The sequence below is a fragment of the Streptomyces sp. LN549 genome, from assembly GCF_043203805.1.
In the GTDB taxonomy this organism is placed as follows: Bacteria; Actinomycetota; Actinomycetes; order Streptomycetales; family Streptomycetaceae; genus Streptomyces.
Genome location: NZ_JAZHRI010000002.1, coordinates 3,229,645 through 3,244,610 on the forward strand (window position 1 = coordinate 3,229,645; position 14,966 = coordinate 3,244,610).

18 protein-coding genes and 1 tRNA gene are annotated in these 14,966 nt (G+C 68.3%); 6 read left to right on the top strand and 13 right to left on the bottom strand.

From position 1 onward, the window contains the following. Nucleotides 1-273: 273 nt before the first annotated feature. A complete protein-coding gene (locus SH922_RS14465) occupies nt 274-771 on the top strand; it encodes an HNH endonuclease (protein WP_393058371.1) in 498 nt (165 codons plus the stop codon). Between the two features lie 153 nt (nt 772-924). Continuing rightward, nucleotides 925-1,008 (top strand) — tRNA-Leu (locus tag SH922_RS14470). 63 nt (nt 1,009-1,071) lie between these two features. Here SH922_RS14470 and rdgB read toward each other — a convergent pair. From rdgB to SH922_RS14490, 4 genes are all read right to left on the bottom strand, one after another. Further along, nucleotides 1,072-1,674, bottom strand: coding sequence for an RdgB/HAM1 family non-canonical purine NTP pyrophosphatase (rdgB, locus tag SH922_RS14475; protein WP_393058372.1), 603 nt, complete (start codon nt 1,672-1,674; stop codon nt 1,072-1,074). Between the two features lie 32 nt (nt 1,675-1,706). Continuing rightward, on the bottom strand, nt 1,707-2,102 hold the full coding sequence (locus SH922_RS14480) for a hypothetical protein (protein ID WP_393058373.1): 396 nt from the start codon (nt 2,100-2,102) through the stop codon (nt 1,707-1,709). A 99-nt stretch (nt 2,103-2,201) separates the two neighbouring features. Further along, nucleotides 2,202-2,939, bottom strand: coding sequence for a ribonuclease PH (gene rph, locus SH922_RS14485; protein WP_393058374.1), 738 nt, complete (start codon nt 2,937-2,939; stop codon nt 2,202-2,204). A 132-nt stretch (nt 2,940-3,071) separates the two neighbouring features. After that, entirely contained in the window at nt 3,072-3,305 is a 234-nt protein-coding gene (locus SH922_RS14490) for a glucose PTS transporter subunit EIIB (protein WP_018517946.1), read from the bottom strand. A 222-nt stretch (nt 3,306-3,527) separates the two neighbouring features. On the opposite strand from SH922_RS14490, the gene SH922_RS14495 reads away from it, so the two are divergent. Both SH922_RS14495 and SH922_RS14500 read left to right on the top strand, forming a co-directional pair. Further along, nucleotides 3,528-4,838 carry a PTS transporter subunit EIIC gene (locus SH922_RS14495; RefSeq protein ID WP_393058375.1) on the top strand — a complete coding sequence of 437 codons (1,311 nt, stop codon included), beginning with the start codon at nt 3,528-3,530 and terminating at the stop codon, nt 4,836-4,838. A gap of 265 nt (nt 4,839-5,103) precedes the next feature. After that, nucleotides 5,104-6,366 carry a PTS transporter subunit EIIC gene (locus SH922_RS14500; protein WP_393058376.1) on the top strand — a complete coding sequence of 421 codons (1,263 nt, stop codon included), beginning with the start codon at nt 5,104-5,106 and terminating at the stop codon, nt 6,364-6,366. 93 nt (nt 6,367-6,459) lie between these two features. Here SH922_RS14500 and SH922_RS14505 read toward each other — a convergent pair whose 3' ends face one another. The 8 genes from SH922_RS14505 to clpS all read right to left on the bottom strand — a co-directional run bounded on the left by SH922_RS14505 (nt 6,460) and on the right by clpS (nt 12,375). Beyond that, nucleotides 6,460-7,212 (bottom strand): MBL fold metallo-hydrolase, encoded by a 753-nt coding sequence (locus SH922_RS14505; protein WP_393058377.1) that lies wholly within the window; start codon nt 7,210-7,212, stop codon nt 6,460-6,462. Between the two features lie 271 nt (nt 7,213-7,483). Continuing rightward, nucleotides 7,484-8,434, bottom strand: coding sequence for a PLP-dependent cysteine synthase family protein (locus tag SH922_RS14510; RefSeq protein ID WP_385278539.1), 951 nt, complete (start codon nt 8,432-8,434; stop codon nt 7,484-7,486). After that, complete coding sequence (locus tag SH922_RS14515; RefSeq protein WP_326736416.1) at nt 8,434-8,712, bottom strand: MoaD/ThiS family protein; 279 nt, start codon at nt 8,710-8,712, stop codon at nt 8,434-8,436. Before SH922_RS14515 ends, SH922_RS14510 begins: the two co-directional genes overlap by 1 nt. A 123-nt stretch (nt 8,713-8,835) precedes the next feature. Continuing rightward, on the bottom strand, nt 8,836-8,961 hold the full coding sequence (locus tag SH922_RS14520; RefSeq protein WP_261991849.1) for a putative leader peptide: 126 nt from the start codon (nt 8,959-8,961) through the stop codon (nt 8,836-8,838). A 133-nt stretch (nt 8,962-9,094) separates the two neighbouring features. Further along, nucleotides 9,095-9,526 (bottom strand): Mov34/MPN/PAD-1 family protein, encoded by a 432-nt coding sequence (locus tag SH922_RS14525; protein ID WP_393058378.1) that lies wholly within the window; start codon nt 9,524-9,526, stop codon nt 9,095-9,097. Nucleotides 9,527-9,620: 94 nt separating this feature from the next. After that, nucleotides 9,621-11,060, bottom strand: a complete 1,440-nt coding sequence (locus SH922_RS14530) for an amino acid permease (protein ID WP_393058379.1) — start codon at nt 11,058-11,060, stop codon at nt 9,621-9,623. Between the two features lie 318 nt (nt 11,061-11,378). Beyond that, nucleotides 11,379-12,011 (bottom strand): DUF2017 domain-containing protein, encoded by a 633-nt coding sequence (locus tag SH922_RS14535; protein ID WP_393058380.1) that lies wholly within the window; start codon nt 12,009-12,011, stop codon nt 11,379-11,381. Nucleotides 12,012-12,069: 58 nt separating this feature from the next. After that, a complete protein-coding gene (gene clpS / locus SH922_RS14540; protein WP_018555894.1) occupies nt 12,070-12,375 on the bottom strand; it encodes an ATP-dependent Clp protease adapter ClpS in 306 nt (101 codons plus the stop codon). A gap of 111 nt (nt 12,376-12,486) precedes the next feature. Here clpS and SH922_RS14545 point away from each other — a divergent pair, with 111 nt between their 5' ends. Further along, a complete protein-coding gene (locus SH922_RS14545; protein ID WP_393058381.1) occupies nt 12,487-13,815 on the top strand; it encodes a nicotinate phosphoribosyltransferase in 1,329 nt (442 codons plus the stop codon). 186 nt (nt 13,816-14,001) lie between these two features. After that, a complete protein-coding gene (locus tag SH922_RS14550; RefSeq protein WP_393058382.1) occupies nt 14,002-14,586 on the top strand; it encodes an isochorismatase family protein in 585 nt (194 codons plus the stop codon). A gap of 24 nt (nt 14,587-14,610) precedes the next feature. Here SH922_RS14550 and SH922_RS14555 read toward each other — a convergent pair whose 3' ends face one another. After that, nucleotides 14,611-14,943, bottom strand: a complete 333-nt coding sequence (locus SH922_RS14555) for a hypothetical protein (protein ID WP_326736422.1) — start codon at nt 14,941-14,943, stop codon at nt 14,611-14,613. Nucleotides 14,944-14,966: the final 23 nt, after the last annotated feature.

Here is a 14,966-nt window from a genome sequence, read left to right on the forward strand (position 1 = left end):
GCACGGGGAATGGCCCGTCCCGCTTCGGTTGCCGCCGAAGCGGGGCGGGCCATTCCACATCTTGTCGGATATCGGACGTGACTCTCCGATAAACGGTTCGTTACTCCGTACGAGGCCGCGAACGGGCGGCCGGATGCGGAGGGGAACGTGCCGGGTCGGTACACGCGCGAGTTGCTCGAAGAGGCGGCTCGCGAGACGACGAACGCCAATGATGCTGTGCGGTGGTGCGGGGGTACGCCTACGCCGGGGAGCCGGAGCCATCTGCGGAAGAAGATGGCTGAGTGGGGCATCGACATCTCGCACTTCGCGACAGGCCGGATCCATCACAGCGAGGCTCGGCTTCGCGAGGTGGTCAGCCAGTCCACCAGCCTCAAAGAGGTCCTCCGGCGTCTTGGCATCAGCCCGGTCGGAGGCAATCACACCCACATCAGCCGACGGATCCGTGCGCTGAGCATTGACACGGCACACTTCTCGCCGCCGCCTCGCCGCCCGAAAGGACGGCCTGGGAATCTGCTGGTTCTGAGGACCCCACTGGACGGACGGACGCCCGGGGAACGGCTCCGCCGAGAGCTCATCCGCACGGGCGTAGAAGAACGATGCACGGTGTGTGGCACGGGCACCGTCTGGAACAACCTGCCGCTCCGGCTCGAGGTGGACCACCGGAACGGGGACTGGTGGGACAATCGGCCCGACAATTTGCGCCTGCTGTGTCCCAACTGTCACGCCATTACGGATACTTACCGCGGTCGCAAGCGGCCGTCCACGTCATGATCAAACACCTCTTCCCACGGTTCGATACCTCTGCCCGAATTGCCACGCGCTCACGGAAACCTGGTGCCGGACGAAGACAGTCGACTCCGAGTCTCGGAGCGGCGGCCTGTCTGTGCCACGAACACCCCTGCCCGCTACGATGGATCCACGTATGCGGCCGTAGCCAAACTGGTATCGGCGGGTGTTTTAGGGGCATCTGGGAGAAATCCTGTGTGGGTTCGAATCCCACCGGCCGCACCGCGCAACAGGCCCGGCTCGCTTCCACAGCGAACCGGGCCTGCGGCGTTCACGGAGAGGGCCTTACCCCACCAACTCCCGCACCACCGGCACCAGCGCCCGGAACGCCTTGCCGCGGTGGCTGATCGCGTTCTTCTCCGCCGGGGTCAGCTCCGCGCAGGTGCGGGTCTCGCCCTCCGGCTGGAGGATCGGGTCGTAGCCGAAGCCGCCCGTGCCGGACGGGGTGTGGCGCAGAGTGCCGAGCAGGCGGCCCTCGACCACGCGTTCCGTGCCGTCCGGGAGGGCGAGGGCGGCGGCGCAGGCGAAGTGGGCCGCGCGGTGGGTGTCGTCGATGTCGGAGAGCTGGGCCAGGAGCAGGTCGAGGTTGGCCTGGTCGTTGCCGTGGGTGCCGGACCAGCGGGCGGAGAAGATGCCGGGGGCGCCGCCGAGTACGTCGACGCAGAGGCCGGAGTCGTCGGCGATGGCGGGATGGCCGGTGGCCTGGGCCAGGGCGTGGGCCTTGAGGAGGGCGTTCTCGGCGAAGGTGACGCCGGTTTCCTTGACGTCGGGGATCTCCGGGTACGCGTCCGCGCCGACGAGTTCGTGAGGCAGGCCTGCGTCGGCGAGGATCGCGTGGAGTTCGGTGATCTTCCCGGCGTTGCGGGTGGCGAGGATGAGGCGGGTCATGGGTCCATTGTCGCCGCCGGGGTGACTGCGTCTTACGGGGTGCAGACCTTTCCGATCTCTGTTGCCGCGTCGGTGACGGGGGTGATGTCGGGGGTGGCGTCGCCCTTGTCGATGGAGTCGCGGACGTTGCCGACGCCGGATTGGAGGTCGTCGACGGCTTTGCTGAGGTCTGCGTTGTCGGTCTTGTCGCCGAGGTTGCCGAGTTCCTTCTCGATCTCGTCGAGTGCTTCGGAGGCCTGGGTGGGGTCGCTGGAGGCGTTGGCGACGGCCTGTTGGAGGTTGTCGACGCTGGTGGCGATGGCGTCGGCGGTGCGGACACAGTCGAGTGTCTTGTCGAGGGCGCTGCAGCCGGCTGCGGCGGTGACGGTGATCAGCGCGGCGGTGATGGCCAGTGCGGTGCGGCGGTGACGTCGGTGGCGCGTGGCCATGGTGTGGTCCTCCCGGGTGCGGATACGCGGACGGGCGCACGGTTCGACCCGTGCGCCCGTATTCGTATCGACGCTGTGCGTGGGGACTTGGTTGCTTCTTTACTCGCCGAGGGTGCGGGCGAGGGCGGCGTTCTGGAGGGCGGTGAGGTCGACGCAGCCGGCGGTGGCGAGGTCGAGGAGTGCGTTGAGTTCCTTGCGGTCGAAGGGCTCGGCCTCGGCGGTGCCCTGGACCTCGACGAAGCGGCCGTCGCCGGTGCAGACGACGTTCATGTCGGTTTCGGCGCGGACGTCTTCCTCGTAGCAGAGGTCGAGGAGGGGGGTGCCGTCGACGATGCCGACGCTGATGGCGGAGACGGTGCCGGTCAGCGGCTTGCGGCCGTGCTTGATGATCTTCTTGCCCTGGGCCCAGGTGATGGCGTCGGCGAGGGCGACGTAGGCGCCGGTGATGGCGGCGGTGCGGGTGCCGCCGTCGGCCTGGAGGACGTCGCAGTCCAGGACGATGGTGTTTTCGCCGAGGGCCTTGTAGTCGATGACGGCGCGCAGGGAGCGGCCGATGAGGCGGCTGATCTCGTGGGTGCGGCCGCCGATCTTGCCGCGTACGGATTCGCGGTCGCCGCGGGTGTTGGTGGAGCGGGGCAGCATGGAGTATTCGGCGGTGACCCAGCCTTCGCCGCTGCCCTTGCGCCAGCGGGGGACGCCTTCGGTGACGGAGGCGGTGCAGAAGACTTTGGTGTCGCCGAAGGAGATGAGTACGGATCCTTCGGCGTGCTTGCTCCATCCGCGTTCGATGGTGACGGGGCGGAGCTGGTCGGGGGTGCGGCCGTCGATACGAGACATGGCGTCGACTTTATCGGGTGCGGGGTGTGGGCCGTTCCAGTGCCGTGGGGGGGTGGGTACGCCGCAGGCCCCGTCCTGGTGGGGCGGGGCCTGTGGGGCTCGGGCCGGGGGCCCGAGGAGTTCAGCGGTGGGTCACATCATGTCTTCGATGTCGGCGGCGATGGGGTCCGCGTCGGTGCCGATGACGACCTGGATCGCGGTGCCCATCTTGACGACGCCGTGGGCTCCGGCGGCCTTGAGCGCGGCTTCGTCGACCTTGCTCGGGTCGATGACCTCGGTGCGGAGGCGGGTGATGCAGCCTTCGACCTCTTCGATGTTCTCGATTCCGCCGAGCCCGGCGACGATCTTCTCAGCCTTGCTGGCCATGGCCTTCTCCCTGGTTCTTCACGTACGTGCGACGGCCCACCATGGGTCCGTTTCGTCACGGTAACGCACGGTTGGCCCAACTTCGCGAGCGAGTAGCCGATCCATCACCAAAGATGACGATCACCGGCGCCCTGTCTTCCGGGCGGGCTCCGCACCGTACCGCAACTGGTCTACACCAGTCTGCAACACCCGCCAAACGTGACCTGCTCCGGGAGGACGCCGATGAGCTCAAGCAGCGCAGCGATCCCACAGAAGAAGTGGTGGAACGGCCTCCTCCAGGGCCTCCAGAAGATGGGGCGCAGCCTTCAGCTCCCGATCGCCGTCCTTCCGGCGGCGGGCATTCTCAACCGGCTCGGCCAGCCGGACGTATTCGGCGACGAGGGTCTCGGCTGGGACAATCTCGCCAAGGTGTTCGCGGCCGCCGGTGGTGCGCTGCTGGACTCGGGGCTGGGCCTGCCGCTGTTGTTCTGCGTGGGTGTCGCGATCGGCATGGCGAAGAAGTCGGACGGGTCGACGGCGTTGGCGGCGGTGACGGGCTTCCTCGTCTACTACGCGGTGCTGCACGCGTTCCCGGTGGACTGCGACCCCGGTTCGACGTTCGTCTCCGGCGGCACCTGGTTCGGTACATGTGTGACGAAGGGCGCCGAGGTCACGGCGGCCGAGTACCAGAACCCCGGGGTGTTCGGCGGCATCCTGATGGGCCTGATGTCGGCCTGGCTCTGGCAGCGGTATCACCGGGTGAAGCTGGTGGACTGGCTGGGCTTCTTCAACGGCCGCCGGCTCGTCCCGATCATCATGGCCTTCGTCGGTCTGCTGTTCGCGGCTCTCTGCGCCTGGCTGTGGCAGCCGGTCGGTGACGCCCTGACCAGCTTCTCCGAGTGGCTGGTGGATCTGGACTGGATGGGCTCGGGCATTTTCGGCATCGCCAACCGTGCCCTGCTCGTCTTCGGCCTCCACCAGTTCCTGAACACGTTCGTCTGGTTCCAGTTCGGGGACTTCACGAAGCCCGACGGCACGGTGGTGCACGGTGACATCAACCGGTTCCTGGCGGGTGACCCGACGGCCGGTCAGTTCACGACGGGCTTCTTCCCGATCATGATGTTCGCGCTGCCTGCGGCGGCGCTGGCGATCTATCACTGCGCGAAGCCGCATCGCCGCAAGGCGGTCGGCGGCATGATGATCTCGGTCGGCCTGACGTCGTTCGTGACGGGGATCACGGAGCCGATCGAGTACTCGTTCCTCTTCGTCGCGCCTCTGCTGTACGCGATCCATGCGGTGCTGACCGGTGTGTCGATGGCGGTGACGTGGGCGCTCGGGGTGAAGGACGGTTTCAGCTTCTCCGCGGGTCTGATCGACTACGTCATCAACTGGAGTCTGGCGACGAAACCCTGGCTGATCATTCCGATCGGGCTGGCGTTCGCCGCCGTGTATTACGTGATCTTCCGGTTCGCGATCACCAGGTTCGACCTCCAGACGCCGGGCCGCGAGCCCGACGAGGTGGAGGAGGAGATCGAGAAGAACCTCACGAAGTAGCTGCTCCGACCAGGGCTTATGCCCTGGCCGGCCATGGCCCTCGGACCTCCGGTCCGGGGGCCTTCGGCATGTCACTGTGCGTGCGTGATGGCTGCTGCGAAGTAGTCGGAATTTGCAGGTTCCTTATCTAACCCTCACCGTGCTACAACTGGTCTACACCACTCAGTGGTCCAGACCACGTGACGTTTCGAACGTCGCGTTCCTCGAGTCGTCGCCCACCCAAACACCCTGTCCCTGGCGGCGCCTTGCCTACTGGAGGAAGTTGATGAGTACGGCCACCGCCACGGCGGCCCCCGCGAAGAAGCGGGGCTCCGGCCTGTTCCAGGGCCTGCAGAAGGTGGGACGCAGCCTCCAGCTGCCGATCGCCGTGCTGCCGGCCGCGGGCATTCTGCTCCGTCTCGGCCAGCCCGACGTCTTCGGAGCCGAGGGCCTCGGCTGGGGCAAGGTCGCCACGGTCTTCGCGACCGCCGGTGACGCGGTCTTCGCCAACCTGCCGCTGCTGTTCTGCGTCGGTATCGCGATCGGCTTCGCCAAGAAGGCCGACGGCTCCACCGCGCTCGCGGCCCTCGTCGGCTTCCTGGTCTACAAGAACGTGCTGACCGCGTTCCCGACCTCCGACGCCGTCGTCAACACGACGGCCAACAAGGGCGTCGACGTCGCGGCGACGTACAACGACCCCAAGGTCTTCGGCGGCATCATCATGGGCCTCCTGGCTGCCGTCATATGGCAGCGCTACCACCGCACCAAGCTGGTGGACTGGCTCGGCTTCTTCAACGGCCGCCGCCTCGTCCCGATCATCATGGCCTTCGTCGGCACCATCATGGGCGTCCTCTTCGGCCTGGTCTGGGAGCCGATCGGCGACCTCATCACCAACTTCGGTGAGTGGATGACCGGTCTGGGTGCTGTCGGTGCCGGCATCTTCGGTGTCGTCAACCGCGCCCTGCTGCCGGTCGGTATGCACCAGTTCGTGAACACGGTGGCCTGGCAGGAGATCGGTTCCTTCAAGGACTCCGCGGGCGGCATGTGGCACGGCGACCTGCCGCGCTTCTTCCACGGTGACCCCACCTCCGGTCAGTTCATGTCCGGCTTCTTCCCGATCATGATGTTCGCGCTGCCGGCCGCCGCCCTGGCGATCACGCACTGCGCCCGCCCCGAGCGCCGCAAGGCCGTCGGCGGCATGATGATGTCCCTCGCGCTGACCTCCTTCGTCACCGGCATCACGGAGCCGATCGAGTTCGCGTTCATGTTCATCGCGCCGCTGCTGTACGTGATCCACGCCGTGCTGACTGCCGTCTCGATGGCCGTCACCTGGGGTCTGGGTGTCCACCACGGCTTCAGCTTCTCCGCCGGTGCGATCGACTACTTCTTGAACTGGAACCTGGCGACCAAGCCCTGGATGATCATCCCGATCGGCCTCGTCTTCGCGGCGATCTACTACGTGGTCTTCCGCTTCGCCATCACCAAGTTCAACCTCACCACCCCGGGCCGCGAGCCCGAGGAAGAGGTCGAGGACCTGACCAAGGCGTAAGCCCGGTCCGTGGCACCACAGCTCGAAGCCCTCACCTTCCCGGCGGAAGGTGAGGGCTTCGTCGTGCGTGCGCCCGCCGAAGGGCCGAAGGGCCTAGATCTCGTAGACCGCGCCCGGGACCGCGAGTTCCGTCGGGCCGTCGAAGACCTCGCGGGCGTCGGAGAGGTTGCGGCCGGCGTCGGTCCACGGCGGGATGTGGGTGAGGACCAGGCGGCCCACCTGTGCACGGGAGGCGAGCTCGCCCGCTTCCCGGCCGTTGAGGTGGAGGTCCGGGATGTCCTCCTTGCCGTGGACGAACGACGCCTCGCAGAGGAAGAGGTCGGCGCCCTCCGCCAGCTCGTCCAGGGCCTCGCAGATGCCGGTGTCGCCGGAGTACGTGAGCGAGCTGCCGCCGTGCTCGATGCGGATGCCGAACGTGTCGACGGGGTGGCAGAGCTTCTCCGTACGGACCGAGAAGGGGCCGATCTCGAACGAGCCCGGCTTCAGGGTGTGGAAGTCGAAGACTTCGCTCATCGCGTGGTCGGACGGGGTGTCGGCGTGCGCGGTGGTGAGCCGCTGCTCCGTGCCGTCGGGGCCGTAGACCGGGATGCGGGCCGGGCGTCCGCCGTCGTGCGGGTAGTACCGGACGACGAAGTACGCGCACATGTCGATGCAGTGATCGGCATGGAGGTGGCTGAGGAAGATGGCGTCGAGGTCGTAGAGACCGACGTGGCGCTGCAGCTCGCCGAGGGCGCCGTTGCCCATGTCGAGGAGCAGCCTGAAGCCGTCGGCCTCTACGAGGTAGCTCGAGCATGCCGATCCCGCGGACGGGAACGAGCCGGAGCAGCCGACGACGGTGAGCTTCATGGAGCGTGAACCTCCGAGACGTGGGAACGGGGAGGGTTCGTGCGGTTCGTTGAGCGTAAGGCGCGAAAGAGCCGGTCGCTCCTTCGGAGTGTGTCGTTGTGGGGGAACTCACCTGTGCTGTCACCGGTTCGATGGAAGGGGACGCGAAACAAGCCCCTCCGGTGATCGAGGAGCGGGGGTCCGGGGCGGAGCCCCCGGGAACGGCGAACGCCGGGGGCCCGGACCTGTGTGGTCTGGGCCCCCGGCGTTCGGGAGGCTGAAAGCGTGGGCGCTACGCCCAGAGCTGTCCCTGCAGTGTTTCGATAGCCGCCTCTGTCGTCGGGGCGGTGTAGACGCCCGTCGACAGGTACTTCCAGCCGCCGTCCGCGACGACGAAGACGATGTCGGCGCTCTCGCCGGCCTTGACGGCCTTGTTGCCGACGCCGATCGCCGCGTGGAGTGCGGCGCCGGTGGAGACGCCCGCGAAGATGCCCTCCTGCTGGAGGAGTTCGCGGGTGCGGGTGACTGCGTCGGCGGATCCGACGGAGAAGCGGGTGGTGAGGACGGAGGCGTCGTAGAGCTCGGGGACGAAGCCCTCGTCGAGGTTGCGCAGGCCGTAGACGAGGTCGTCGTAACGCGGTTCGGCGGCGACGATCTTGATGCCGTCGACGTGTTCGCGCAGGTAGCGGCCGACGCCCATGAGCGTGCCGGTGGTGCCGAGGCCGGCCACGAAGTGGGTGATCGACGGGAGGTCGGCGAGGATCTCGGGGCCGGTGGTGGCGTAGTGGGCGCCCGCGTTGTCGGGGTTGCCGTACTGGTAGAGCATCACCCAGTCGGGGTGCTCGGCCGCGAGTTCCTTGGCGACGCGGACGGCGGTGTTGGAGCCGCCCGCCGCCGGGGAGGAGATGATCTCGGCGCCCCACATGGCGAGCAGGTCGCGCCGCTCCTGGGAGGTGTTCTCCGGCATCACGCAGACGATGCGGTAGCCCTTGAGCTTGGCCGCCATGGCGAGGGAGATGCCGGTGTTGCCGCTGGTGGGTTCGAGGATGGTGCAGCCGGGGGTGAGCCGGCCGTCCTTCTCGGCCTGCTCGACCATGTGGAGCGCGGGGCGGTCCTTGATCGAGCCGGTGGGGTTGCGGTCCTCCAGCTTGGCCCAGATGCGGACGTCGTCCGCCGGTGACAGCCGCGGCAGGCGGACGAGCGGGGTGTTGCCCACTGCGGCGAGCGGGCTGTCATAGCGCATCAGTTCATGCCGCCGGCGACGGCCGGGAGGATGGTGATGTTGTCGCCGTCGCTGAGCTTGGTGGAGATGCCGTCGAGGAAGCGGACGTCCTCGTCGTTGAGGTAGACGTTGACGAAGCGGCGGAGCTGTTCGCCGTCGACGATGCGCTCACGGATGCCGGTGTGGCGGCTCTCCAGGTCCGTGAAGAGGTCGGCGAGGGTGTCCCCGTTGCCCTCGACGGCCTTGGCGCCGTCGGTGTAGGTGCGGAGGATGGTCGGGATGCGGACCTCGATGGCCATGGCGTGGGCTCCTGTCGAAGCGGAGTGGTGGCGGTCGGCGTACGGCGCGCGGCTCTGCCCCCGCGCAGGGAGTGGTACGTGAAGGGCGGCGTCCGGTGGGGCGGCGCCGGGCCTCGGCCCGGCTCAGGCCTCGCGGCCGGCGGTCCGGTGGTTCGTACAGATCGCGCTGGCGAGTCGGCACAGGTCGACGTGCAGGCGCGCCACGAGCAGCGTGCCCGGCGTCTTGTCGCTCACGTCATGGGGAACCATGGGCTCATCGTATCGATTCCCGGTCCGGGATCCGGCATGTGATCTCACCTGATGGATGGTTTGTGTTCGACAGGTGGACAGGACCGGATGCGTGGCCCTGTCCGTCTGCCGCGGGAGGGTGCTGGTGCCGAGGTCAGGACGCGGGGTGCGCGGCGACGACCTCGACGTCTTCCTCGGTGATTTCGCCGTCCACGATGCGGTACGAGCGGAACTGGAAGGGCCCCGCCTCGTCGGCGTCGGCGGTCGACACGAGGACATAGTGGGCGCCGGGTTCGTTGGCGTACGTGACGTCGGTGCGGGAGGGGTAGGCCTCGGTCGCGGTGTGGGAGTGGTAGACGATCACCGGTTCCTCGTCCCGGTCGTCCATGTCGCGGTAGAGCTTGAGGAGGTCGGCCGAGTCGAATTCGTAGAACGTGGGCGAGCGGGCCGCGTTGAGCATGGGGATGAAGCGTTCGGGGCGGCCGGTTCCGGCGGGCCCGGCGACCACGCCGCACGCCTCGTCGGGGTGGTCGGCGCGGGAGTGCGCGACGATCTGGTCGTACAGCGCCTGGGTGATGGTCAGCATGGCGCCCAGGATAGGACGACGGGCCCCTGCGTACCGAGGAGTGGTACGAAGGGGCCCGCATCGTGGAATCGGCCCCCCTTCGGGGGCCTGTGGCTCAGCGGCCGGCGAAGGCCTTGTTCTCGGGGTTGCGGGCCTTGAGGACCAGGTAGGAGACGCCGAGGATCAGGGCCCACAGCGGGGCGCAGTAGAGCGAGATCCTGGTGTCCTTGTCGATGCCCATCATGACGATGACCACGCCGATGAACACGAGGGCGAAGACGCTGGTGTACGGGGCTCCGGGGGCCCGGAAGGTGGACTGCGGGAGGGCTCCGCGGTCGGCGAGGCGACGGTAGCGGAGCTGGCTGACGAGGATCATGATCCAGGCCCACATGCCGGAGATGGTGGCGAAGGAGACGACGTAGGTGAAGGCGTCACCGGGCCACTGGTAGTTGATCCAGACGCCGACGAGCATGAGGGCGGCGGAGACGGTGGTGCCGATGAGGGGTGTGCCGCTCTTCGTCAGCCGGGTGAAGAACTTGGGGCCCTGTCCGTTGAGCGCGAGGTCGCGCAGCATGCGGCCGGTGGAGTACATGCCGGAGTTGCAGGACGAGAGTGCGGCGGTCAGGACGACGAAGTTGACGATGCCCGCGCCGAGGCCGAGGCCCATCTTCTTGAAGGCTTCGACGAACGGGGAGACGTCCGGTGAGAACTCGGTCCAGGGGACGACCGAGAGGATCATGATGAGGGCGCCGACGTAGAAGACGGCGATGCGCCACGGCACGGTGTTGATGGCCTTGGGCAGGACGGTCTTGGGGTCCTTGGACTCGCCTGCGGTGACGCCGACGAGTTCGACGGCGAGGAAGGCGAACATCACGATCTGCAGGGTCATCAGGGTGCCCTTGATGCCGTGCGGGAAGAAGCCGCCGTCGGACCACAGGTGGGTGACGGATGCGGTGTCGCCGGCGTCGGAGAAGCCGAGGGTGAGAATTCCTGCGCAGATCAGGATCATGCCGACGATGGCGGTGACCTTGACCATGGAGAACCAGAATTCGAGTTCCCCGAACAGCTTTACGGAGATCAGGTTCACGCCGTACAGGATGATCGTGAAGATCAGTGCGGACACCCATTGCGGAATGTCGAACCAGAACGTCATGTACTGGGCTGCTGCGGTGACTTCGGTGATTCCGGTGACGACCCAGAACAGCCAGTAGGTCCAGCCGGTGACGAAGCCGGCGAAGGGGCCGATGAATTCGCGGGCGTACTCCGAGAAGGAGCCGGAGACCGGGCGGTACATGAGGAGTTCACCCAGTGCCCGCATGATGAAGAAGATCACCAGGCCTGCGATGGCGTACGCCAGGATGAGGCTGGGGCCCGCCTTGGCGATGGCTTTGCCCGCGCCGAGGAAGAGGCCGGTGCCGATGGCTCCGCCGATCGCGATCATCTGGATCTGGCGGGCGCCGAGTGCTCTCTGATAGCCCTCGGCGGAAGTGGTGGCATCCGCGGCTGCGGCGTGCGGGCCTTCTTGTCCCTTGTCGTCGACCTGCGCCGATGTCATGTGGTGCGCCTTTCTCCACGCTGATCCGCGCCTTTCGGCCGCGGATCAGGTCCTGATCCCCCCGGATATGGATGGAGTGCCACCGGCGGTCGCCGGCTCGTAGCGCCTACCCGGGAACAGGGGTGGCGTCCCCGAGTGGTCGTGAAGATTTATCACGGGCACATCGGCGACCCATCGGACATTATGTGGCGCACACCACAGGAAAAAGCGGACAACGGTGTCCTGGTGCTGCAAAAAAGACCGATCAGGTGACTCGATCGTTATTCGGATTTGAGCGTCCGTTGAGCGAACACAGAGCAGTCCCGCAGGTGCGTCGCGTTATGACATCAGCGTTTCGACAAGTGTTTCCTGGAGCGCTCCCAGCCAGAGGTAGGCCATGACCATGGGCTTGCGCGGGTCGCTGTCGGGCAGCCGGTAGAGGGAGCCGTCCTCGCCGCCGTCCTCGTCGGAGACCTCCAGGCGGGTGCCGATGGTGAGCCGGAGGTCGTTGAGGGAGCCCAGCCAGCTGCGGCATTCGTCGGCGGTGAGGGTGAGCACGGCGGCGCCGCCCGCCCGTCGCCCACCACCCTCGCCGGAGTCGCTGCGCGACGCCCCTCCCGGTTGCGGGGTGAGCGCGTCGAGGGTGCGGACGACGACGAGGGCGTCGTCGCGCTTGCGGGTGCGCAGGTCGTTCTCGGTGAAGCGACGGAACTCGGCGGACGCGGCGCGCAGTTCGGTGTCGTCGTCGCCGTAGGCCTCGGGGAAGAGGCGGGCCAGGGCGGGGTCGGTGGGCGGTTCGCTGGGGCCCTCGGCGAAGAGGGCGGCGAGCGGGTCCTCGCCCTCGGCGGGTTCGTCGCCGGGGCCGATGAGTTCGAGCAACTGGACGGCGAGGGAGCGCAGGATCGCGATCTCCACCTCGTCGAGCGCGACGGCCGCGCCGCCGCCGGGGGTGGCCTCGAAGTGGCCGGCCATGGGTTCTCTCCGATGGTGGTCGGGCGGGGCGGGTGTGCTGGACGCTGCGGTGCGGGTGTCAGTTCCGGTCCTGGGTGAGGGTGGCCCACAGTCCGTAGCCGTGCATGGCCTGTACGTCGCGTTCCATCTCTTCGCGGCTGCCGCTGGAGACGACGGCGCGGCCCTTCTGGTGGACGTCGAGCATCAGCTTGTGCGCCTTGTCCTTGGAGTAGCCGAAGTAGGCCTGGAAGACATAGGTCACGTAGCTCATGAGGTTGACCGGGTCGTTGTGGACCAGCGTCACCCAGGGGACGTCGGGCTCGGGGACAACGAGGTTCTCCTCGGCCGATTCGGGACGTTCGATCTCTACGGGGGCGACGCTCACCTACCCCATGCTGCCACTCGGGAGGGTGCATCGCACAAACGGGGCCGGTGGCGCGGCGGGCCCGACACCCCCATCTCGTCACTTTGACGAAATAGGGGTAGCATCCCCGGCATGAACTCAGCGGACCTTGGGCGACGGGTCGGTGTGCCGTCGACCGCGCTCTTCACCGACCAGTACGAGCTCACGATGGTGCAGGCCGCACTGAAGGCCGGCACCGCCGACCGGCGCTCGGTCTTCGAGGCGTTCACCCGCCGGCTGCCCGAGGGGCGGCGCTACGGCGTCGTCGCGGGCATCGGGCGGGTCCTGGACGCGGTGGAGAACTTCCACTTCGACGACGAGATGCTCACCTTCCTGCGCGACCAGAACGTCGTCGACGGGCCCACGCTCGCCTATCTGGCCGATTACCGCTTCAGCGGCGACATCTGGGGCTACCCGGAGGGCGAGGTGTACTTCCCGGGCTCGCCGATCCTGCGGGTCGAGGGCTCCTTCGCCGAGTGCGTGCTGCTGGAGACGGTGATCCTTTCGATCCTCAACCACGACTCGGCGATCGCCGCCGCGGCCTCGCGGATGTCGGCGGCGGCGGGCGGGCGCGGCCTGATCGAGATGGGCGCCCGGCGCACCCACGAGCTCTCGGCGGTGGCCTCGGCCCGTGCCGCGTACATCGGCGGCTTCGACACCACGTCCGACCTGGCCGCGGGCTTCCGCTACAACATCCCGACGGTCGGCACGAGCGCCCACGCCTTCACCCTGCTGCACGACTCCGAGCGCGACGCGTTCCGGGCCCAGGTCGACTCGCTGGGCCGGGACACGACGTTGCTCGTCGACACGTACGACGTCACCGCGGCGGTCCGTACGGCGGTCGAGGTGGCCGGGACGGAGCTGGGTGCGGTCCGGATCGACTCGGGCGACCTGCTGCTGGTCGCGCACCGGGTTCGCCAGCAGCTGGACGAGCTGGGCGCCACCGGGACGAAGATCGTGGTGACGTCGGACCTGGACGAGTACGCCATCGCGTCGCTGGCCGCGGCGCCGGTGGACGCGTACGGGGTGGGCACGCAGCTGGTGACCGGCAGCGGGCACCCCACCTGCTCGATGGTCTACAAGCTGGTGGCCCGCGCCTCCTCGGCCGATCCGGCGGACGAGCTGCGGCCGGTGGCGAAGAAGTCGCTGGGCGCGAAGTCCTCGAAGGGCGGCCGCAAGTGGGCGGCGCGCCGGCTGGACGAGGACGGAGTGGCCGAGGCCGAGGTGATCGGCACCGGTCCGGTCCCGGCGGAGCTGGCCGGCCGGCAGTTGCTGGTGGAACTGGTCAGGGACGGCGAGGTGGTCGCACGCGAGCCGCTGGACGCGGCACGGGAGCGGCACATCGCGGCGCGGGCGGGGCTGCCGATGTCCGCGATGCAGTTGTCGCGGGGCGAGCCGGTGCTGCCCACCGAGTACGTGTGACGGGGCGGTGCGGGGGGCCGGGGCCGCCCGGTGATCGCTTTGTCCTCAATGGCCGGACGGGCTCGCTTTTGCCTGGACGTGCTTGATTTGCGCGGGCACCCCCTCCCTAAGCCGCGCCGGATTCTCTAGGCTCGGTGCCACCCCCGTAACCGCCGCCCCCTCCCCCACCGAAGAAGGACACCCGCCATGCACCGCGCCTTGATCGTCGTGGACGTCCAGAACGACTTCTGCGAGGGCGGGAGCCTCGCGGTGGCCGGGGGCGCCGATGTCGCCGCCGCCATCACCGACCTGATCGGTGAGGCCCAGCCGGGCTACCGGCACGTGGTGGCCACCCGTGACCACCACATCGACCCGGGTGACCACTTCTCGCAGCACCCGGACTTCGAGCACTCCTGGCCCGTGCACTGCGTCGCCGGTACGGAAGGGGTGGGCTTCCACCCCAATTTCGCCCCCGCGGTCGCCTCCGGGGCGATCGACACCGTCTTCGACAAGGGTGCGTACGCCGCCGCGTACAGCGGCTTCGAGGGGCAGGACGAGAACGGTGCCGGGCTGGCCGAGTGGCTGCGCGACCGTGGGGTCACCGAGGTCGACGTGGTCGGAATCGCGACCGACCACTGTGTCCGGGCCACCGCGCTCGACGCCGTCCGTGAGGGCTTCGCCACGCACGTACTGCTGGATCTGACCGCGGGCGTCGCCGAGGCGACGACGGACCGGGCGCTGGCCGAGCTGCGGGACGCGGGCGTGGTGCTCTCCGGCAAGCCGGTGGTCTGAGAAGCGGGTCCGGGGCTCGGCCCGTCAGCTCTGCCGGGCCGGCAGAGCGGGCCTCAGCAGGGCTCGTATCGGGTGCCAGAGCTCCTGGGCCCGCTCGGGTCTCGCGCGCCACAGGAGGCCGTCGGGGTGGTGCAGGACGGCGGTGATCTCGTCCGGGGTGGGCGGCTCCGCGTTGCCGCGGAGGTAGACGGCGCGCAGGCCCAGATTGCGCAGCCGGGTCAGTGCGCGGGCCCGGTTGGCCGCGTGCACCAGGACGCGTACCGGGGTGTCCGGTCCCACGCCTCCCGCCGGACTCGGCAGTGTGATCGCGACGACCACACTGCCGTTCGGCAATTTGCTGAATCCTCCGCCTGCCATGCTCCGCGCTCCCCCGTGAGACG